This is a genomic window from Sulfidibacter corallicola, from assembly GCF_017498545.1.
Taxonomy (GTDB): domain Bacteria; phylum Acidobacteriota; class Holophagae; order Acanthopleuribacterales; family Acanthopleuribacteraceae; genus Sulfidibacter; species Sulfidibacter corallicola.
On record NZ_CP071793.1, the window covers coordinates 9,479,338 to 9,498,191 of the forward strand.

The window sequence follows — 18,854 nt, forward strand, 5'->3', positions numbered from 1 at the left end:
GAAAACCTCGAACCGGGCCAAAAAGCGCGAGCCTTGTCGTCGTGACGGGCGGGTCGGCTCAGGCCTCGAACACCTCCGCCACCCGCCGTTCCATTTCTCCAGGCAAATCGGCGGCGGCCTGCCGGGTAATGGCGTGAACCACGAACTCGTCCCCCTCGATCATCAAGGTCACCGTACCCGGGGTGAGCGTGATCGAATTCCCCAGGACGAACTTGGCGAAATCGGTCTTGAGCGAGGTCTTGAAACGAATCACCTGGGGATCCAGCGCCTCATGCACATTGGGACGAAAGGCAAGCGTGAACACGTGCAGGTTGGCTTTGAAGACCTCGAGCACCAACCAAACGAAATAGCCGATCAACTTCGGAAAACGACCCAATCTGTCGTAGGCGCCCTTCACCGTACCGCCACTGTGGAAGGCACCGGTGAAGCCGGTGACCAGCGCGGCCGAAACGACACCCATGCCCAGGTGAAACGAATCGAATTGACCCGAAAAAACCATCCAAAGCACGAACAGAAAAGAGAAGGTAAGCAAACGGCCCATCATCTGGCTAGACCCGCTGACGAAATAAATGAAACTGGGGGCAGAAACACATCGTTCCGAGGGCCATTTTAGGCGATTCGGGAAATAATGCAACGGCTAATGGGTTCGGGCCACCCAGGCAAAAAAAGGGCCGCCTCGATGGGCGGCCCCTTGGGTCATGGTTTCTTGTTACCTTTGAATTTCTTGACTTTGCGATCGGGTGGGCGACCCGTCTTGTCGCGATGCCCACCGTGTTTGAATCCTCTGCCCCGGTGCGGTCTTCCATCGCCCGCCTCCTGGCGGCTGATGCGCATCGCCTGACCGGCCACGCGCACTTTCTTCAAATGGCGCAGGACATCGCGCGGGGTGGCCTCCGGCAGGTCCACCGTACTGAATTCGTTGAAGATGTCGATGTATCCGATGTGCTTGCTGTCCAACCCGACTTCGTTGGCGATGGCACCGACGATCTGGCCGGGCTTGACGCCGTGTACGTGGCCGACTTCGATTCGGAAGCGCGCCATGCCCGCATCGGGCGGACGGGTGCGGCGGTTTCGATCGCGACGCTGCGGCCGATCGTCGCGGAAATCGCGCGGTGGTCTTTCGAAAACCGGCTCGGGGTCCAACAGAAGCGGCCGATCGCCGTGGACCATGATCGCCAGCGCCGCAGCCACATCCAGCGCGGGGATGTTTTTCTCCTCCACGTAGCTGCTGACGATGTCGCGCATTTGGGTCAGTCCGTCGAGCCCCAGGGTCTCGTTGATCTGTTCCTTGAACCGCGTGACCCGCTTGTCGTTGACCACGTCCGTGGAGGGCATCGACATCCGATCGATGCGCTGGCGGGTGGCGCGCTCGATGGCGCGCAGCAGGTGGCGTTCGCGCGGGGACACGAAGAGGATCGCCTCGCCACTGCGGCCGGCGCGGCCGGTTCGGCCGATGCGGTGCACATAGGCTTCGGTATCATAAGGAATGTCGTAGTTGACGACGTGGCTGATGCGCTCCACGTCCAAGCCGCGCGCGGCCACGTCGGTGGCCACCAAAATATCCAGTTTGCCGGATTTCAGCCGTTCAACGCGGCGTTCGCGATCCTTCTGGGCCAGATCACCGTTGAGCGCGGCGGCGGCGAACCCGCGTGCCTGGAGCTTTTCCGCCACTTCCAGAGTGGCGGTTTTGGTGCGCACGAAAATCATCATGCCGTCGAATTCTTCCACCTCGAGAATGCGGGTCAGGGCATCCAACTTGTGGAGGCCGCTCACCATCCAGAACCGTTGGCGGATGGTTTCGGCGGTGGTGGTACGGACCTCGATGGTCACTTCCACCGGATCGGTCAGGTGCCGTTCAGCGATACGGCGAACCTCGCGCGGCATGGTCGCCGAGAACAGGGCGATCTGGCGCTCGGGTGGGGTTTGATCCAAAACCCATTCGACGTCGTCGATGAAGCCCATGCGTAACATTTCGTCGGCTTCGTCCAATACCAGACTGGACAGGCCCGACACGTCCAAGGTCCCGCGCCGCATGTGATCCATGACCCGGCCGGGGGTGCCGACCACGACGTGAACGCCGCGTTTCAGGTGCCGTAGCTGCCCCTCGTAGGCCTGCCCGCCGTAAATCGGCAAGACGTGAAAGCCCTTCAGATGATGTGCGTAGCGGTGAAACGCCTCGGCCACCTGGATGGCCAGTTCACGCGTCGGCGTCAAGACCAGTGCCTGTGGGGATTTGAGGCTCAAATCCAACCGAGACAGCAGAGGCAAGGCGAACGCCGCCGTCTTGCCGGTCCCGGTCTGGGCCTGGCCAACCACGTCCCTACCTTCCATGACATGTGGAATCATGCGCGCCTGAATCGGCGAAGGCGATTCGTAGCCCACGGCATCCAAGGCCGCAAGCAGCGATTCACTCAGCCCCAGGTCCGCAAAACTCGGGGTTTGTTCTTCTTGTTCGTTCATCTACATTCCTAAAAAAACTCGATCCGGCTCGGGCTGGATCCCCCCGGGTCGCATGCAGATCCCAGCACGCGGGCGGCCCGCTACGGTCGTTTGGTCTCGTGTCTTCATGGGCGGCTTGGATACTCCGAAAAACGGCTCTGGGCAAAGTGAAAGAACCATACTGACCAGCCGTTGGAAGACAGGTACGAGGGTTTACTTCGATGGAGGGTTGCGTGACCGGGAAGCCGGGAATTGTCTCGCTCCCATTCGCCCAGCATGAGATTGATATCTATTCCCAATTACACGAACCCGAAACCGCGGTATTCTAACACATTCCCGCAAGCCCAAGCACCAACAAAGATTCCGCAACCGGTCCGCGAAGGGCGATAAAGCCCATGTTCCAAGGGTGCTCCATCCGCAAAGTATCTCCGGGAAGCACGGAGGCCGGCAGATCGTTTGCCACCGAGACCCTCGCATTCGGGCCACCGTGACCCTTTTTCGGCAGAAGCCACGCCTGGTGGAATGAACTTTTCCTCCTCCTGAAAAAATGGCAGCAGTCACACCGCCCTCGGTGACATCACCCCGTGCAGGCCCACCCGGGATCATCGGCAGGGCCCCCCTCGACGATGGCGGCTTTACTATCCTTAGAGCGAAAAAAGTGCGAGCTTTCAGATACCCATTCAACTATAGAGACTCTTACGCCAAGAAGGTTCACTCCATTCATGAGTTTTTTTTAACAAATTAATCATTTTTTACATCGAGCATTACATTCACATTTTTTTACCGAAAAAGCCCACTCTTCCAATAATTTCATATTGACATATATCACATCACCGGATAAGCTCTCACAAACGATCGTTCGACTACTCCTGATTCTCTTGCAATATCATCGAAGAAATGCATTCCTTTATTACGATTTCGATATTTCCATTTTGATTCTCATGAGATTCCACATGAGGATTCCATATCGTGCTTTTCTCGTCACTCTCGGTATGGTAGCGAAGTGCTAACTGCCCTTTTCGATCTAGTCCAGAGTGCGCCTTCACCTAAGATTTTCATGCATTCCTTCCTTCGTGGCTTCCTGATTTAATCGGGGAAGGTCGGGATCGTTGTGATCTCAACTATTTTTAGATAGTGTAAGTACTCACTTCATACCATTAGCGACCATACGATAGATCACGCCAATGTGTACTCAAATCAGGGTATGACGACTCAACAGATACTCATTGAGGAAGCCATGAAGACATCGATATTGTTAGTGTCCGCGAATCCAGACGGACACTTGAGTGAGGTTCTCTTGGACCGGCTCTATCGCGAGCTGAAAGACAGTCTCAAACTGGCCACGAATCGCAACGGTCTCTCCTTGGATCTCCGCCCGGCCGCCCATCCTTCGTGCCTGCGTCGCATCATGCTCGAGCACGGCGAAGGTCCGGTCATCCTGCAGTTCTACGGTCATGGCAAAGGAACGCGAGGCATCGTGTTTCAAGACAAGGCGGAACAGATGCAAGTGGTCTCCACCCGAGCCCTGACCGATTTCTTCCGCATCTTTGCGGATTCGGTTCGATGCGTGGTCCTGACGTCGTGCTACTCACAAACCCAAGCCGCTGAAATATCGAAATATATCCGGTATGTGATCGGCATGAACGACGTCGTTCAACAAAACGCCGCCATCGAATTCAGCGCGGCGTTCTACGACGCCTTGGGTTCGGGCACATCCATCGAAAAAGCGTTCGCAGTCGCCCGGAATGCCATCCAGATGTGCGGTCTGCCAGGACATCGCGTGCCGGTGCTGCACGTCAATGAGGCAATCGAAAACAGCCGGAAAAGCGGAAGTTCCCTGTACGCGTCGATCGAAAGCAACATCCGTCAACAAAAATACGCCAGCGCCCTGGCCGCACTTTCCGAGAAGCTGGCCGAAGATCCTTCCAATCCAAATCTCTGCCTGCTCCATGCCTTCGGTCTGTTGGCGGATCGAGATCCGAGATTCCTGCCGCGACGGTTACTGGGCCAAATCGAGTCGCGGCTCCTGAACGCCTTGGAAGATGCGGAGACGGAAAAGACAGCGGCGCTATTCTTATTGATTCTGCAGAAAAGATTTTATCAAACCAACGCGATTAAAATACCCGTCCAGCCATCCCTTGGTCGACTCGTCCGGATCGCAAAATCCTGTAGGCCCCAGCATAAATATCTACACCTTTTGGAGACTATCAATTGCCCCATCGACTCAACACAGGGCATTCAAGGATAGAATATGTTTCAGAAAACACAATTGGATCCAGCGTTTATCACTCATTTTGCAGTATTCGATCTCCCAGGCTTACCCTATGAACCCAAGGAAAGCTTACTCCAGGCGCTTGGCAATGCAGGAGCATACATCGGTGAAAGAACACACATGTTTTGTGAGATCCCGAATGAAAAATGGCGAATGGTAACTTATTATGGCGACGAACCCCATAGTTACCTTATCGTCACAAACGGCAGAGCCATCGAAATGTGGAAACCCTGCCAAAGCGGGCTGAGCGAAAGATTATGGGATTACTTTGTCTTCGAGACACTGTTCGAGCCCGCCGATACCGAGTTCAAGCACGAACGGTCTGGCCGATCTTTCATCAATGGCTGGGATCGACTTGCCTTGACAAACAAAGAAAGCATATTGCGTTGGGATTACTTCTTCAGACCTAGCCGTCGGTGTTTGGCAAATACCCACCAGCGTGTTCTCAGAAGCGAATCCAAGCGGGCGCAAGAGGAACGTAACAGGATTATCCGGTTGAAGATCTATCTTGGCATAGCCGCTGTCTTCGCCACTCTAACGATCGTCTCATTGATTTCCGGGGAGCATCGGGGACTTGTCTTTCTAGCGGCAATTGGCATGGTATATCACAATATTTTCGAAATTTTTCAGAGAACGAACCATACCCAAAAAGATCGATGTAATAACCCAGGAAGAAGAGATTCTGGCTTAACAGCATTTCTTGTCTCGATCATGTTAATATCTATATTCATTCTTTTCCCCGCACTAATCGGCGGATTAATTATTTCGAAACAGAGCGGTAGTACAGCAATCTTGACGCCAATCATTCCCTACTGCGCCGCGTACGGCAGCCTCCTCTACTATTGCATCAAAAAGTCCGCAACCAAACTCGCCTATTTAGAGCAATTGATCCAAACTTACCACACGGAGAACACCAACCTCATCCGATCCATACCGGCGAACCGTTACGATCCAAGCAGGATTTTCATTCGATTAAACCAGCAACTGCAAGAAGTCGAATACAAGGCTCTCGAATTCCTCAACATCGATCCTTTGGATTTACTCGACTTACCAAAAGAAAGCCAAACGCGCGATCTATCTTGTATCAACATCGTGGAATGGGGTGGGATTCAACAGCCTCATCGGATCAAGTTATCGACGGTGCCCCGGAGCTTCCTCGGAGCCTATCAAGTCACATCCGCCAAGCAACCCATCTATGCCGTCTATTTTGTTCAATTACTGTTCCTGACCGACACTCATATTGCCGCATATGGATTTTTCTACGACTCGATCAACGACACGTTATCAGGTGTCGAAACTGAGGAATACTACCTTCAAAATGTGGTCAGTGTCTCCACCAAAATTGTCGATCAACATTACGTATTCACTTCGAACATGGAAACACAAACACTTATCTTCCGTTTGGCAGTTCAAAATGGAGATGCGATCGAAGTGGCGTTGGTGGACAAGAAGACAATCAACGACATCAACCTTCAAGTTGATACTGCGATTAAAAAACTTCCGCCACCCAAAAAAGCCGACAGCTTTTCCAACCACTTCGGCGAGGACGCCTTCAACAAAATGTCGCTTGAAGAAACACTGAGCCCCTCCACCAACGCCGAGCGAGCGATTCGATTCATCCGGCATCATTTGAAAGAGATCAAACGAAAGGACGGGACCTTCGCCTGATTTGCCAATCTCTATCGAATCGGATTCGTTTAAGGTAGGCTGGAAATGAAGATATTCCTGTTGATCGCGCTGTCCGTATTTACTCTCGACTTCGGTGAATCGATTGTCTCCTCCAATAATCTCGAACGCACATTTTCGGGACTGAGATGGAACATCAAACCCAAGAAGACCCGGAAAATGCTCTTAAAAACCGGGGCAGACCTAGTCAATCCAGCCCACTTTTTCGAAGATCTGGATCATCAGGATACCTATTGGCACCTGCTACACCTCTACATGAACCAACGAGACAAAGGCAAGAAGAAATGGCGCTCCGGTTTGCATCGATTCGATTTGTTCGAGAAGCGGCGCTCGGTTATAGTGGCCCAGTTTTATAACCGAAAACTAGAGGCGATCTACCACATCACGCATTCCAGCATTCGGATCTTTCGGTCTCCCAAATCGGCGGGTAAAAAGCTCCCGTTTGACTTCGGAGCTATCCTCGAACGAGAGTCCGACCAGGAAACGATGGTCCCCATCCCGGAACCCAGATCGCCTAGTGCCAACCCGGAAACCAAACCCAATCCAAACGCCACCCAGGAGGTCGACTCGAGCCCCGAAGACCTGCCCCTTGTTACGAATCCGCTTTTCGTCACCGACCTCCAACATGAGAACTCTGATTCCGTCGAAACCGTGAGCGAAGTTCAAACCACACCTCAAACACTCGCGTCAAAGGCTCGATCCTCCGCATACGAGACCAAATTAGAAGAGCCCGACACAGCGAAATCGAATGCAGTTCCAAGTGAACGACTTGCGGCGGCCAGGCCAGAGCTTGTGCTCGAAAAGACAGCACTTTCGGCACCGGAACCAGCTCCCGCCCAAGATTCGCCACCCGAGATCGAGCTACCGACCTATGGGTTGCTGATCCTTCTCGTGACCATCTCGCTACTCCTGTCATTCACCTACCGCGGTCGCGTTAAACTCAATAACCGATTCAAGCAGCAGGCACGCCATCATCAAGAGGCCCAAACCGTCATCGGCAGGCTCAGTCACGAGTTATCCCATGCCAGGGAACAGTGCGAGCGCTACAACTGTCAGATATCCGAACTGGAAGCCCAAAAAAGAGAACTGGAGCGCCAAAATTTGGATCTGCGCTACCAGAAGAACGCGCACACCAAGAAGGGCGACGGTTTTATCGATCGAACCAAGAAGTTCGTTCGTCGCTGTCGTGAGGTGGATACCCGCAAATACAGATCCTGCAAGACCTCCCTCCAAAAGGCCTTCCACCCGGACCATTACCCCGAGGTACTACAAGACGAAGCAACCGAGTTGTCCAAGGAAATCAACAGCTTGTTCTAAGCCGTTCCTCGAGCATTCCCCGAGATTCCTCAGCGGCGCATCGCCAATCGCCACAGGGCGCCGAGCCCGATCAAACTCAGGCCCATGACCCAGATCCGCACCTCCACCCAGAACGCGAGGCCCAGGCAACCGACCAGACCCAGCCAAGAGAACAGGCGGGGATAGAGGCGCTCGGAGGAGGTCAATTTCAGAGCGCTGGCGTTGGTGACGGCGTAGTATCCCAACACCGTGAACGCGCTGAACGACCAGGTCGTGCCCACGTTGCCGATGAACACCATCGCCAACACGATCGCGCCCATCCCCAGAATGGCGGCACGTGGGGAGCGCGACGCGGTCACCTGGCCGAAAACCCGCGGCATGTCGCCCTCGCGCCCCATGGCGAACAGGACGCGCGAGAGACCCAGGACCAAATTGAGCAACACCCCGATCATCGCGGTGGCGGCGCCGAGCGCGATCAAACCGGCCAACAGCGGCGACTCCCAACGCATCGCCACCGATTCCAGTGGCGCCGCGGGGTTCGCCGCCAACCACTCGCGCGGCACGGTGGCGAGGTTCCAGGCGATCGCGCCGTAGAGCAAGGCCGAAAAGGCAAGGGTCCACAGAATGGCGCGGGGAATGTTGCGGCGGGGATCGGCGACCTCCTCCCCCAACGTGGCGATACGGCCGTACCCGGTGTACGCCACGAACATCAGGGCCGTGGCCTGCAGGAACACCGGCAGGGACGCCTCCTCACCTTCGATCGACCAGGAACTGACCGCACTCTCCGGTGCGAAGAAAAACCCATAACCCGCGAAACAGGCCAGAACCAACACGGAAAATCCCACGATCAGGGTGTTGCCGAAGTTGGAGCGCTTGAGGCCGCTGACCACCAGGGCCGTCACCAGGACGACCACCGTCACCGCGACAGCGGTTTGAAAGGCGGGGTGTTCGATCTCGAACACGACGGCGAGGTAGCCGGCGAATCCCAGCGCCGCCGTCGCCGCGGAGAAGCTCTTGGCCAAGAGAAAGAGCCACCCGGCCATGAACCCCGGCCAGGGGCCGAGGTATCGGGTTCCGTATGCGTAGGTCCCTCCGGAGGTGGGGTGGTTGGCCGCGAGTTGGGCGCTGCTGAGCGCGTTACACAACGCCAGAAAGGCCGCGGCCAGGGTGGCCGGCAACACCCAGCCGCCGGCTTGGATCACGACCAGGCCCACTGACACGAACACGCCGGTTCCCAAAATGGAACCCAGGCCCATCAGAACGGCGCCGAACGGCCCCAATTCCCGCAACAGTTGGGCACGCTGCTGATTTGAACTCAAGGGTGCTCCTTTTTCCCCACGAAAGACGACGGAAAACCGAACCGGATCTCACCCGTGATGGCCGAGGCAGTCCCCCCACTCGACACCAACGCAGGGATCGAATTCATCGAATCCCGTCACGATCGCAAATTTTCCAAAAACCCGAATCGAGGTTAGGCTATTGCTGTTTAGGGTTTCAGGTTCGGGCCACGCTCCGATCGTCATGCCGATCGGGCGGTTCGTCGAAACGGTTCGCCGGGATCGACCCGATACCGCGGTCGTGTGCGCCAGGTTGTGCCACCGGGTCGCGGAAGGGTCGCCGCCACGGAATGGATACTTGACAAAGATGAACGAGGAATCTCTGATGCAGAAAAAATACGTGAAAATCGGTTTCTATGTCGGCGTGGTGCTGGTCGCCTATTTCGGCAACGTCGCCCTTCAAAGTCACTGGGGTCGACAGGCGGTGGAAGCCACCGGCCTGGAAATCCTCAGCCTGGAACAGGCGCTCACCAAAGCCAAAGCCGAAAACAAACTGGTGCTCGCCGATCTCTCGGCGATTTGGTGCGCCTCCTGCCGCAAGTTCGACGAAAAGGTGTTGAGCGACGCGCGCGTGCGCGCGGCCGTCCAACGAGATTTCGTGTTTGCCCGCATCGAATACGAGTCCGAGGCCGGCACCGCGTTCGCCGAGAAATACAAGGTCAGCGGTTTTCCCAACCTACTGATTCTCGACAGCGAAGGTACCATGAAGCGCCACCTGGATCTCACGTTCGAACCGGAACGCTTCCTGACCCAACTGGAACGATAAATACAGGCCAAGCGAGCAGGAAAAGGCCGCCGTCTTCGCGAGAAAACGGCGGTGTGTTTCATGGACAGGTCGACCGATGGAGCCTCAGCCGGCGAGTTTGCGAATCAAGTCGACCATGCGGTTGCTGTAACCGAACTCGTTGTCGTACCAGGTCACGACCTTGACGAAATTGCCGTCGAGTACCTGGGTCAGTGGCGAATCGAAGATCGAGCTGTGGGGATTCCCCAAAATATCGGTCGAGACGATGGGATCGACGGAATAGCCCAAAATGCCCTTCATGGGTCCTTCGGCGGCTTCTTTCATGGCGGCATTGACTTCGTCGGCCGTCACTTCTTTTTGAACCTGCAGCACCATGTCCACGACCGAACCATCGGGTACGGGCACGCGGTAGGCCATGCCGTCCAACTTGCCCTCGAGGGCCGGAATCACCTTGCCGACGGCCTTGGCGGCACCGGTGCTGGTGGGAATGACGTTGACCGCGGCGGCGCGAGAACGGCGCCAGTCGCTGTGCGGCATGTCCATCAGGCGCTGATCGTTGGTGTAGGCGTGAATGGTGTTGATGAAGCCTTTCTCGATCCCGAAAGCGTCTTGAATGACCTTCACGACGGGCGCTGCCGCGTTGGTGGTGCAGCTCGCGTTGGAAACCAGTTTTTCGGAACCGGTCAATTCGTGGTCGTTGACACCGAACACGATGGTCGCATCGAGGGCATCCTTGGCGGGTACCGACAACAGGACCCGATCCGCACCACCGGCGAGGTGTTTGGCGATTTCGGCGCGTTTCCGAAAACGGCCGGTCGATTCGATGACAAAATCCACCTTGAGCGAAGCCCAATCGATTTCGGCGGGGTCCTTGATGGCGGTGACGCGAGCGCGATACTTGGGGGTCACCAACAGGTCGCCTTCGGCATGAACCCCTTCCATGCGTCCAAAAATGGAATCGTACTTCAGGGCGTGCGCGAGTTGCGCGGGTTCGGTCAGGTCGTTGATAGCGACGAGCTCGATATCATCGCTTTGGGAAATGATGCGGGTGACGGCGCGGCCGATGCGGCCAAAACCGTTGATGGCGATGCGAATCGTCATTGGCTTGCCTCCTAGTTACCCATCGGGAGGGGGTCCTTCCCTGGGCGGATTTCGTGGGGGGAATGAAGAACGTGAACAGGCTCATTGGGATCACCGCGATGCTAGCACAGGCCCCACGGCGATGCCACGGTTTCAGGTCGCTTTTTGGTGCCGCAGCGGGACGCGGCGGGTCCCGCGCCGCCAAGGCTCGTGCCACGCGTCGGAAGGGAAAAAATTCCATTCGACCGCGCCGCACACGCATCCCCGGTGCGGGGTGCGCGTCGGCCCATCGCCTATCTCGTGAAACGCCAGGACATACGGTCGTTAATTTTTCGTAAAAAGCTCAAAATAAAGATCGTCACCAGTGGCCCCGGGCTTTCCTCCAACGTCGCGATGCGCGAGAATAGGCACAGTTTGCGTTGCCGGGAGGACGCGTTGACCACACCGACATCTTTTTCCATTGCAGGAGCCGCCGATCACGAATTACGGCGCTCACCCGCAGCGGCCGCGGTCGGCCGTCTCGCCGCGGCAAGCGGGTTGTTCCTGAGCCATTTCGAATACCGCGTGGCCATGCCGGCCCCCGAGCACTGGTTGCCGGCCGACCGACCCGACCTGGGCAGCGTCCGGGACTGGCAGGCCGGCGTCCTGCCGGAAAGTAAATACCAGGGGTTCCGCAACGACGTGATGATCGGCAGCTTCCATCCCGGGCATCGGGCCAAGTGGACCGCTCACGAACTTTGTCACGGCCTCGTGGGCTTCGCCTGGCGACCCGGTGCCTCGAACCTCTTTCACGCGACCGCCGCCCGCCTTTCCGAGCTGTTGCCGGTGGCGCTATTCTATTTCTTCGATGAAGCGGGCCTGCGGCGATGCCCCGATCACGCCGGCGCCGGTCCCCTGTTCGGCCGCTATTGTCGCGCATGTGAGGAAGCCGCCATGCAGGGCCCGCTCGAACGGGACCCGGACGCGGCGTCCTGGATGGCGCAGGGCCGGGAATTCGTGACGCGAGAGCTGGACGCGGTCACCAAGACCCTGCGTTTGGGCCGACCCATCGCCAGGCCCTGGGCCGCATTGGATCTGTGCAGCGACGGTTTGGCCTACGCCGCAGCTCAGGCACGCCGACTGAACAGCGAGGCCTTCGCCCGCTATGTGACGCAATTTCATCACCCCGATCGCGGCCGGCATGCGGACCTGGATAGCCTGATCACGCGCATCGAAACGGTCATGGATTGGCTATGCGGCACTGGCTCGGCATCGCCCTGGCCGGCGAACCCAGCCCTGTGGAAAGTCCAGGACGTGGCCTGGCGGCTCTTCGAAGTCATGGAGGAAACCGAGGGCGAATTACATGGCGAGCTGGATCGCGCACTGGACAGATTGGCAGCCAACCCCGACGAGACCGGCTTGGCCGAAGCGATCGCCACCTACCGCGCTCTTCACGAAGAATATTACATGCCCGATCCCGAAGACGTATTCGCGGTAGGGTATCCCCTCCCGGACGGACTGGGCCTGAGCGCCCGCCAAATCGAGGCCGGCATCGCATCGGCCTGTCCCAACGCCTGGCATCTGCTCGGCGAAGCCGATGCCGATCACCGCGCAGCGCAGGTCACCGCCTTCGCCCACGCGGAACGGCCGGAGCGGCGCGGCATCGGTCTGCGCTTCACCGACTGGTTGACCCGGCACCATCCCGGCCAGGCCGCGGACCTCGCCAGATTCGAAGCGGCCTGCGTGCACGCGCCTCAGGCCGACGCCGCGGTCCTGACGCTCGAGCCCGAGCCCGGTGGGTCCGAGCTCGCCCTTGCACCGGATGTCACGTTGCTGCAAACCACCTGGCCGGTCCTTCGCCATTTGGAATTCACCCAGATCGACATGCCGTCCGGCGTGCAGACCCAACCCACGATCGCGCTGCGTCGCGACGCGTCGGGCGAAGTCCTCGTCTCTCAATTGGAACCGCACATGGCCAAAGCGCTTCGCGTCTTGGAAGTATCGGCGACATCACCAGCGGACCTGGCGTTGCCGCCTGCCGATCTGGATGCGTTGATGACCGCCAAACTCATCGTTCCCCAACGCTGGACGATCTAGACAAACGTGGGCCGCCGTTTCGGCGAGCATCTTTTCCACCAGCGGGTGACTCCGCCGAACGGCCTCGATTCGCCCTCGAACCAGGAACCAGAACATCGAAAAAACGGGAGGAACCCATGGATCGAAGGTCCGAACCACCGCAGCCAACCATCTTGGCTCGCGGTGATTTTGTGCAGTTGGTGCGCGATGGCCATTGGGAATACGCCGAACGCCACAACGCCACCGGTGTGGTGGTCATCGTGGCGGTCACGGACCGGCACGAGCTGGTCCTCGTCGAGCAGTACCGTCCGGCCATCGGGAGTCGGGTCGTCGAAATGCCGGCCGGCCTGGTTGGCGACATCCCCGGTGAAGAACGAGAAAGCATGGAGCGAGCCGCACGTCGCGAACTGCTCGAGGAAACCGGTTACGAGGCCGGCTCCTGGGAATTCCTGACGGAGGGGCCGCCCTGTTCCGGCATGGTGAGCGAAATCATCTCGCTTTATCTGGCGCGCGACCTGACGAAAGTCGGCGAGGGCGGGGGCGACGAGACGGAAGACATCCAGGTCCACGTGGTTCCCCTCGAAGACATCGACGGTTGGCTCGAAGACAAGCGCCGCAACGGCGTCGCCATCGATCCCAAAACCTATGGCGGCCTGTACTTCGCCCTTCGCCGCACCTCGACCTGACACGTTTTTCCATCGTCATTGTGCATTCGAGACCAATGGGTCGAACCCACATTCCCCAAGGAGCTATCCATGACCGACCTTCCGCCCAAACGCCCCAATGACTCCCGTTTCGAGAAACGCTTTTTGTTCGGCAGCGACCCGGGACTCCGCGAGAAGTACATCAACTTCCACGGTGACCTGCGGTTCGGCATGCTCATGGAGGAAATGGACTCGGCCGCCGGCGTGATCGCCTACGACCATACCGACGGTTTCGACAAGGACCTGACGATCGTGACCGCGGCCTGCGATCGCATCGACCTGCTCTGTCCCCTGCAGAGCGATCGCGATCTGCGCATTCTCGGCCAGGTCAATTTCGTCGGGCGCAGCTCCATGGAGGTGGGCCTGCGCATGGAAAGCAAGACACCCAACGGCTGGGAGTTGGTTTCCCGCGCCTACTTCATCATGGTCGCCCGCAAGGACGAACACGCCTTTCAGGTGAACCCCCTCCAACAGGAAACGGAGGAGGACCACCGCCGCCAGGAAGAGGGCAAAGCCCGTGCGGAGCTGCGCAAGCGTTCGGCCCGCGCGCACTATCTGCGTACGCCGCCCAGCGCGGAGGAAGGCGCGTTGCTACACGAGTTGTTCATCGAGACCCGCGGCGGCACCAGCGAGGGCATCCCCATGGCGGCCACCCAGCGCCAAACCACCATCCTGATGCATCCGCAGAACCGCAACATCCACCACAAAGTGTTCGGCGGCTACATCATGCGCATGTGCTTCGAAACGGCCTGGGCCATCGCCCACCTCTTCTGCCGGCGACGCCCGCTGTTCATTGCCGTGGATCACTTCGATTTTTTCAAACCGGTGGAGATCGGCTCGATCGTTTCCTTCAACGGCCTGGTCACCTACACCGGCCATACCAGCTTTCTGGTGGAAGTGACGGTCGAGGTCATGCACCCCATGACCGGCGCCACGGAAGTGACCAACGTTTCCTACTTCACCTTCGTCGCGGCAGACGAACAACGCCGGCCGACACCGGTCCCCAAAATCATTCCTCACAGTTACGAGGAGGGGCTCAAGTACCTGGACGGCGGTCGCCGCTACAAGGCGGGCAAGGACATCAAGGCCCGGCAGGTCGAGGTCGATTAGCGGTGCTGCCAGCGCTTGGCCTTCAACTCGAAGCGCGGCAGGGTGCCCGGGTCGACCAGCCGTACCGGCACGCGTAGGCTGAAGGCCGATTTGAGGGCTTCCGCAAGCCGAGATTTCAGCGCCTCCGGATCGGGGGCGTCTTCCACCGGTTCGATTTCCAACGTCAATTCGGTCATGGCTTCGTGGGATTCCACCCAAACGCGGTACTCGGCCACCTGGGTGAATTCGCGAATCACCGCTTCCACCGCACTGGGAAAAATGTTGACACCGCGAACGACGACCATGTCGTCCGCGCGCCCAAGGATCCCGTTCTCCAAGCCGATCTCGACCGTACCCCAGTCGGGGCCGGGAGTGACCGGCTTGACCAAATCGCCGGTTCGGTAGCGAATCAACGGAGACCCGGTGCGACCCAACGTAGTCAACACCAACTCGCCCCGTTGTCCGAGCGCCACCGGGGCGGCGGTATCGGGGTCCAGCACTTCCACCAGGTAACTGCTCTCGATCAAGTGCATGAGACCGGGAGTGCCAGGGCTCTCGTAACCGGCCGGCCCCACCTCGGTCATGCCGTAGTGGTCCACCACGCGGGCGCCCCCCCACAATTCCGAAATCTTTTTGCGTGTCGCCGGAATGGCGCCTCCCGGCTCACCCGCCACGATGATGCACTCGAGCGGCAGCCGGTCCAGGGCCAATCCTTCACGCCGGGCCACCTCACCCAACCGCAGGGCATAGGTCGGCGTGCAGCACAAACCGGTGACCTGGTTGTCCAGCATGACCCGGAGCCGACCCTGGGTACTCAGGGCTCCGCCGGGCAGGCACATGCACCCGAGCGAGAGTCCCGCCTCGAAGGCCGTCCAAAACCCCAGGAAGGGACCGAACCCGAACGCGAAGAACAAACGATCGCCGGTCTTGACGCCCGCGGCCTCGTACACCCGCCGCCAATTTCCCAGCATCCAGGACCAGCTCTCCGACGTGTCCAGCCAACGCATCGGGGTGCCGGTCGTGCCGCTGGTCTGACAAAACCGCGTATAGCGCGAAAGCGGGTAGGTCAGGTTGGTGCCGTAAGGCGGATGGGCCTTCTGATCCGCCACCAGTTCGGCCTTGGTGGTGAGCGGGAACCGAGCACGAAAATCGTCGAGAGTCACCGTACGCGGATCCAACCCCGAACCCGCCAGACGCGGTGCGTAAAAATCGTTCGACCGCGAAACTTCGGTGAGTAGATGCCGCAGGGCCTCGATCTGCCCTGCTTCCAATGCGGCGCGATCCAGCTTGGATCCGGTAGTCCTGGCGCTCATAAACCTCTCCCCCACTTTCGGTTCACGATAACGGACGGCTGCTTTCTGAGAACCGGTTCGGAGGGCCGGCTCGAACGGTCGGTTTCGTCGCGCAACCCTCGCGGTCCGGGTGACGGCCCAACCGCGACCACCGGCTCCGGCCTACCTCATTCTTCCAATTCCAACAGCTTCTTGGGAGCCACGACGATGCTTCTGGTGATCTCATCGGGAATTTTGGATGCCTTCAATTTGCGGGTCTGAGGATCGACCGAAACGTACACGACGGTCAAATGCCCCTTGGCCACCAATTTCCGATCGGGAAGGCGACGAAAATAGAAAAGGTAGTCCATGGCCTTTTTGTGCTTTTCCGCTACCAGTAGGTGGATTTCGACCTGATCCTCATAGGCGAGCGGCGCCAGATAATCCATCTTGGCGTGGACCCGCGGCCAACCGTAATTTTGTTTTTTCTTCTGCATGAAACCGGAAATACCCAGTTTGCGATAGAAGGCGTGTTCAACGAGCTCCATGTAGCGAAAGTAGTTGGAAAAATGCAGGATCCCCGCCGGGTCGGCCTCACTGAAATCGACCTGCTTCACCAACTTGAATTCATAGATTTCCATATGAACGGATTCCTCGGATGTCTCAGAATTTTTTGAAGATTGGTTCATGCAATTCTAACAGACGCTGATTATAACCGAGAAAGCCGAGAGGAACCCTTTTCAAAAGAATCATTTGTCATCTTCCGCAAATTTCGACGGTCGAGATCCCCTCAGCGCGTCGCGGCGGTGAGCGGTCTCCCATGGCTCAGCGGCTCGGGAAGTGGGGCGAATTCGGACATCGCCTGGAAGAGCTTGTCGAAATCCCTGAAGATGTTGCCGATCAGGCAATCGGTGAGTTCGGGGCGCCGATCCGGATGGCGTTTCACGAGATGGCCGAACCGGAAATCGTGGTCGTAGAACAGGTAGACCAGCTTGCGGAAGGCTTCCATGCCACCGATGAAGGATTCGGCATAATCGGCAAACCGAGACGCGGAAACATCGCCGTCCCGCAACGCTTCGTTCGCGGCCATGCCACCCATTTCCCCACTGACCAGGGCCAGAAACAGCCCCGAAGAGAACACCGGATCCAAGAAAGCGAACGCGTCGCCGACCAACACCAAACCGTCCTCGGCGATGTGCTTGCTGCGGTAGGAATAATCACCGGTTACGCGATATTCGCCGGCGACCCGGGCACCCGCCAAATGGTCCTTGATCCAGAGATTGTTCTCGATTTCGCGCGCAAAAATGGCCGCAGGATCGCGCGTTTCGGCATAGAGATAGTCCTTTTCCGCCACGATCCCGACCGAGGTCAGGTTTTTCGAAAGCGGCAGGAACCAAAACCAGCCCTTGTCCGGCAGGTAGGCGATGGTCGTCGCTCCTTCGTCGAGACCGGTGTCGCGTTTGGCATGTTCGTAGTAGGTCCAAATCGCGACTTTTTTCAGGTAGGGGTCGCGAACGCGCCACTGATTTTTGGTCATCGCGAAGGTGTCGCGTCCGCTGGCGTCGATGGTCAGGGTCGCGGCGAAGGTCAGGGGCTCGTCGCCCCGACGTGCCTGGACGCCAATGACGGAACCGGCATCGTCGCGGATCAGGGCGCGGGCCGCGGTCTCCTCGAACACCTGGACACCCATTTCACGGGCATGGTCCAACAGGATTTGATCGAAAGCCGCGCGATCCACCTGCCAGGTGGTGGCCGCCCGGTGGTTCATGTGCTGTTGGAAATAGAACGGCTGAGAGCAGTTCCCGTTGGTGGAGGCGAATTGCACGCTGTGCTTGGCCTGAAAACCGGCCGCTTCGATCTTGTCCAGCAGTCCCAATCGTTCCAAAGGAAAGTAGCAGTAGGGAATGAGCGATTCTCCGACCATGTAGCGCGGGAATCGTGCCTTCTCCAAAATCGCGACGCGATGACCTTCCTTGGCCAGATGGATTCCGGCGGCGCAACCGGCTGGTCCGCCACCGACAATCACGACATCAAATACATGTTCCATGGAACCTATACCTCCGGTTCATACGAGGGTCGTCCCCACGCGGGTCTCGACCCGATGGCAACCCCAATCGTTCATCCCGACACCACGAACATCGACTATCGACATTCTATCAGGAGCCCGCCCCGAGCGTATCCCGATCCATTTCGAAGGATTCGGGATCCACGGCCTTCGGCGGCAGGATTTCCATCACCTCCGCGATGCACCGGTCATCGTCGGTCAACAATCGGTTGAGGCGGCCGTAAAGGCGGGTGGTTGCGCCCAAACCGAGGATGCGCTCGAGAATCCCGTCGGAAAAACAGGTCACGAAACCCTGCAGCGAAGAGTGATGTCCGATTTGGTAGCGATGGAGCAACCCACCGAGTGGGAAGTAACAGGCCTCCACCAATCGCCGCACTTCGTCGGGAAAAACGTCCAGGAAAATCCGGATGACGCCGAACTCGACGATGCGTCCATCGGAAAGCCGCAGCAGGACTTTGCGGTAGAGCACGTCGCCGTCCTGCATGACCTTGAGCGTATCCAGGTGGATCGGCAATCGGTAGTGGTCCTGCAATCGCAACGTCATATCCCCGTGGTGCACGAGCAGATCACGTTGTGGTGAGGGCATCTCTTCGGGTTGGGCGAGTTCGATGTCGGGCAATGTCAAACCGAGCCGTTCCGCCATCATATGAAAGGGTTGGAGAAGTGTCATAAGTGTCATGGTAAGGCACTACGTCGTGAATCACCAAGGGTTGCAATCGAAGGAACCCCATTGGAGGGAACCCGCGTCCGGACCGTCCCGACGACTCCGTCACCACACCGTTCACCTTTGGCACGGGTTGGGCTCCGTGCGGGAT

Annotated in this window: 15 protein-coding genes; 7 read left to right on the forward strand and 8 right to left on the reverse strand. The window is 58.2% G+C overall.

The genetic code is table 11. The features are described from left to right. Positions 1 to 58 precede the first annotated feature (58 nt). Entirely contained in the window at positions 59 to 541 is a 483-nt protein-coding gene (locus J3U87_RS28590) for a Na+/H+ antiporter subunit E (RefSeq protein ID WP_420038330.1), read from the reverse strand. A gap of 155 nt (positions 542 to 696) precedes the next feature. Continuing rightward, entirely contained in the window at positions 697 to 2,460 is a 1,764-nt protein-coding gene (locus J3U87_RS28595) for a DEAD/DEAH box helicase (RefSeq protein ID WP_237379206.1), read from the reverse strand. Positions 2,461 to 3,643: 1,183 nt separating this feature from the next. Here J3U87_RS28595 and J3U87_RS28600 point away from each other — a divergent pair. From J3U87_RS28600 to J3U87_RS28610, 3 genes are read left to right on the forward strand one after another with little or no spacing between them, the layout of a single operon-like run. Then, positions 3,644 to 4,687, forward strand: coding sequence for a CHAT domain-containing protein (locus J3U87_RS28600; RefSeq protein ID WP_237379207.1), 1,044 nt, complete (start codon positions 3,644 to 3,646; stop codon positions 4,685 to 4,687). Between the two features lie 3 nt (positions 4,688 to 4,690). Continuing rightward, positions 4,691 to 6,379 carry a hypothetical protein gene (locus J3U87_RS28605; RefSeq protein ID WP_237379208.1) on the forward strand — a complete coding sequence of 563 codons (1,689 nt, stop codon included), beginning with the start codon at positions 4,691 to 4,693 and terminating at the stop codon, positions 6,377 to 6,379. A 45-nt stretch (positions 6,380 to 6,424) separates the two neighbouring features. After that, entirely contained in the window at positions 6,425 to 7,714 is a 1,290-nt protein-coding gene (locus tag J3U87_RS28610) for a hypothetical protein (RefSeq protein ID WP_237379209.1), read from the forward strand. A 29-nt stretch (positions 7,715 to 7,743) separates the two neighbouring features. Here the strand turns inward: J3U87_RS28610 and J3U87_RS28615 are convergent, their stop codons facing one another. Beyond that, positions 7,744 to 9,012, reverse strand: a complete 1,269-nt coding sequence (locus J3U87_RS28615; protein ID WP_237379210.1) for an APC family permease — start codon at positions 9,010 to 9,012, stop codon at positions 7,744 to 7,746. Positions 9,013 to 9,337: 325 nt separating this feature from the next. Here J3U87_RS28615 and J3U87_RS28620 point away from each other — a divergent pair, with 325 nt between their 5' ends. Next, entirely contained in the window at positions 9,338 to 9,796 is a 459-nt protein-coding gene (locus tag J3U87_RS28620; protein WP_237379211.1) for a thioredoxin family protein, read from the forward strand. Between the two features lie 84 nt (positions 9,797 to 9,880). Here the strand turns inward: J3U87_RS28620 and gap are convergent, their stop codons facing one another. Beyond that, positions 9,881 to 10,876 (reverse strand): type I glyceraldehyde-3-phosphate dehydrogenase, encoded by a 996-nt coding sequence (gene gap / locus J3U87_RS28625; RefSeq protein WP_237379212.1) that lies wholly within the window; start codon positions 10,874 to 10,876, stop codon positions 9,881 to 9,883. Between the two features lie 414 nt (positions 10,877 to 11,290). On the opposite strand from gap, the gene J3U87_RS28630 reads away from it, so the two are divergent. The 3 genes from J3U87_RS28630 to J3U87_RS28640 all read left to right on the forward strand — a co-directional run bounded on the left by J3U87_RS28630 (position 11,291) and on the right by J3U87_RS28640 (position 14,724). Next, positions 11,291 to 12,931 (forward strand): hypothetical protein, encoded by a 1,641-nt coding sequence (locus J3U87_RS28630; RefSeq protein ID WP_237379213.1) that lies wholly within the window; start codon positions 11,291 to 11,293, stop codon positions 12,929 to 12,931. 116 nt (positions 12,932 to 13,047) lie between these two features. Then, positions 13,048 to 13,596 (forward strand): NUDIX hydrolase, encoded by a 549-nt coding sequence (locus tag J3U87_RS28635; protein WP_237379214.1) that lies wholly within the window; start codon positions 13,048 to 13,050, stop codon positions 13,594 to 13,596. A 69-nt stretch (positions 13,597 to 13,665) separates the two neighbouring features. Continuing rightward, positions 13,666 to 14,724: a hotdog domain-containing protein gene (locus tag J3U87_RS28640; RefSeq protein WP_237379215.1), complete on the forward strand. Its 1,059-nt coding sequence runs from the start codon at positions 13,666 to 13,668 to the stop codon at positions 14,722 to 14,724. Here the strand turns inward: J3U87_RS28640 and J3U87_RS28645 are convergent. The 4 genes from J3U87_RS28645 to J3U87_RS28660 all read right to left on the reverse strand — a co-directional run bounded on the left by J3U87_RS28645 (position 14,721) and on the right by J3U87_RS28660 (position 18,718). After that, entirely contained in the window at positions 14,721 to 16,016 is a 1,296-nt protein-coding gene (locus tag J3U87_RS28645; protein ID WP_237379216.1) for a phenylacetate--CoA ligase family protein, read from the reverse strand. The two genes, J3U87_RS28640 and J3U87_RS28645, sit on opposite strands and share 4 nt — an antisense overlap. Before the next feature lie 146 nt (positions 16,017 to 16,162). After that, entirely contained in the window at positions 16,163 to 16,615 is a 453-nt protein-coding gene (locus J3U87_RS28650; RefSeq protein ID WP_237379217.1) for an acyl-CoA thioesterase, read from the reverse strand. A 149-nt stretch (positions 16,616 to 16,764) separates the two neighbouring features. Beyond that, on the reverse strand, positions 16,765 to 18,021 hold the full coding sequence (locus J3U87_RS28655) for an NAD(P)/FAD-dependent oxidoreductase (RefSeq protein WP_237379218.1): 1,257 nt from the start codon (positions 18,019 to 18,021) through the stop codon (positions 16,765 to 16,767). Positions 18,022 to 18,130: 109 nt separating this feature from the next. Further along, the gene (locus tag J3U87_RS28660) at positions 18,131 to 18,718 is read right to left on the reverse strand and encodes a hypothetical protein (RefSeq protein WP_237379219.1); all 588 of its coding nucleotides are present in this window, start codon (positions 18,716 to 18,718) and stop codon (positions 18,131 to 18,133) included. Positions 18,719 to 18,854 lie beyond the last annotated feature (136 nt).

Bases quoted from the DNA above. Each gene is read 5' to 3' on its own strand.
- J3U87_RS28605 (WP_237379208.1), top strand. From the start codon at position 4,691: ATGTTTCAGAAAACACAATTGGATCCAGCGTTTATCACTCATTTTGCA.
- J3U87_RS28650 (WP_237379217.1), bottom strand. From the start codon at position 16,615: ATGGAAATCTATGAATTCAAGTTGGTGAAGCAGGTCGATTTCAGTGAG.
- J3U87_RS28655 (WP_237379218.1), bottom strand. From the start codon at position 18,021: ATGGAACATGTATTTGATGTCGTGATTGTCGGTGGCGGACCAGCCGGT.
- J3U87_RS28635 (WP_237379214.1), top strand. From the start codon at position 13,048: ATGGATCGAAGGTCCGAACCACCGCAGCCAACCATCTTGGCTCGCGGT.
- gap (WP_237379212.1), bottom strand. From the start codon at position 10,876: ATGACGATTCGCATCGCCATCAACGGTTTTGGCCGCATCGGCCGCGCC.
- J3U87_RS28590 (WP_420038330.1), bottom strand. From the start codon at position 541: ATGGGCCGTTTGCTTACCTTCTCTTTTCTGTTCGTGCTTTGGATGGTT.
- J3U87_RS28640 (WP_237379215.1), top strand. From the start codon at position 13,666: ATGACCGACCTTCCGCCCAAACGCCCCAATGACTCCCGTTTCGAGAAA.
- J3U87_RS28600 (WP_237379207.1), top strand. From the start codon at position 3,644: ATGACGACTCAACAGATACTCATTGAGGAAGCCATGAAGACATCGATA.
- J3U87_RS28620 (WP_237379211.1), top strand. From the start codon at position 9,338: ATGAACGAGGAATCTCTGATGCAGAAAAAATACGTGAAAATCGGTTTC.
- J3U87_RS28595 (WP_237379206.1), bottom strand. From the start codon at position 2,460: ATGAACGAACAAGAAGAACAAACCCCGAGTTTTGCGGACCTGGGGCTG.
- J3U87_RS28660 (WP_237379219.1), bottom strand. From the start codon at position 18,718: ATGACACTTATGACACTTCTCCAACCCTTTCATATGATGGCGGAACGG.
- J3U87_RS28645 (WP_237379216.1), bottom strand. From the start codon at position 16,016: ATGAGCGCCAGGACTACCGGATCCAAGCTGGATCGCGCCGCATTGGAA.
- J3U87_RS28610 (WP_237379209.1), top strand. From the start codon at position 6,425: ATGAAGATATTCCTGTTGATCGCGCTGTCCGTATTTACTCTCGACTTC.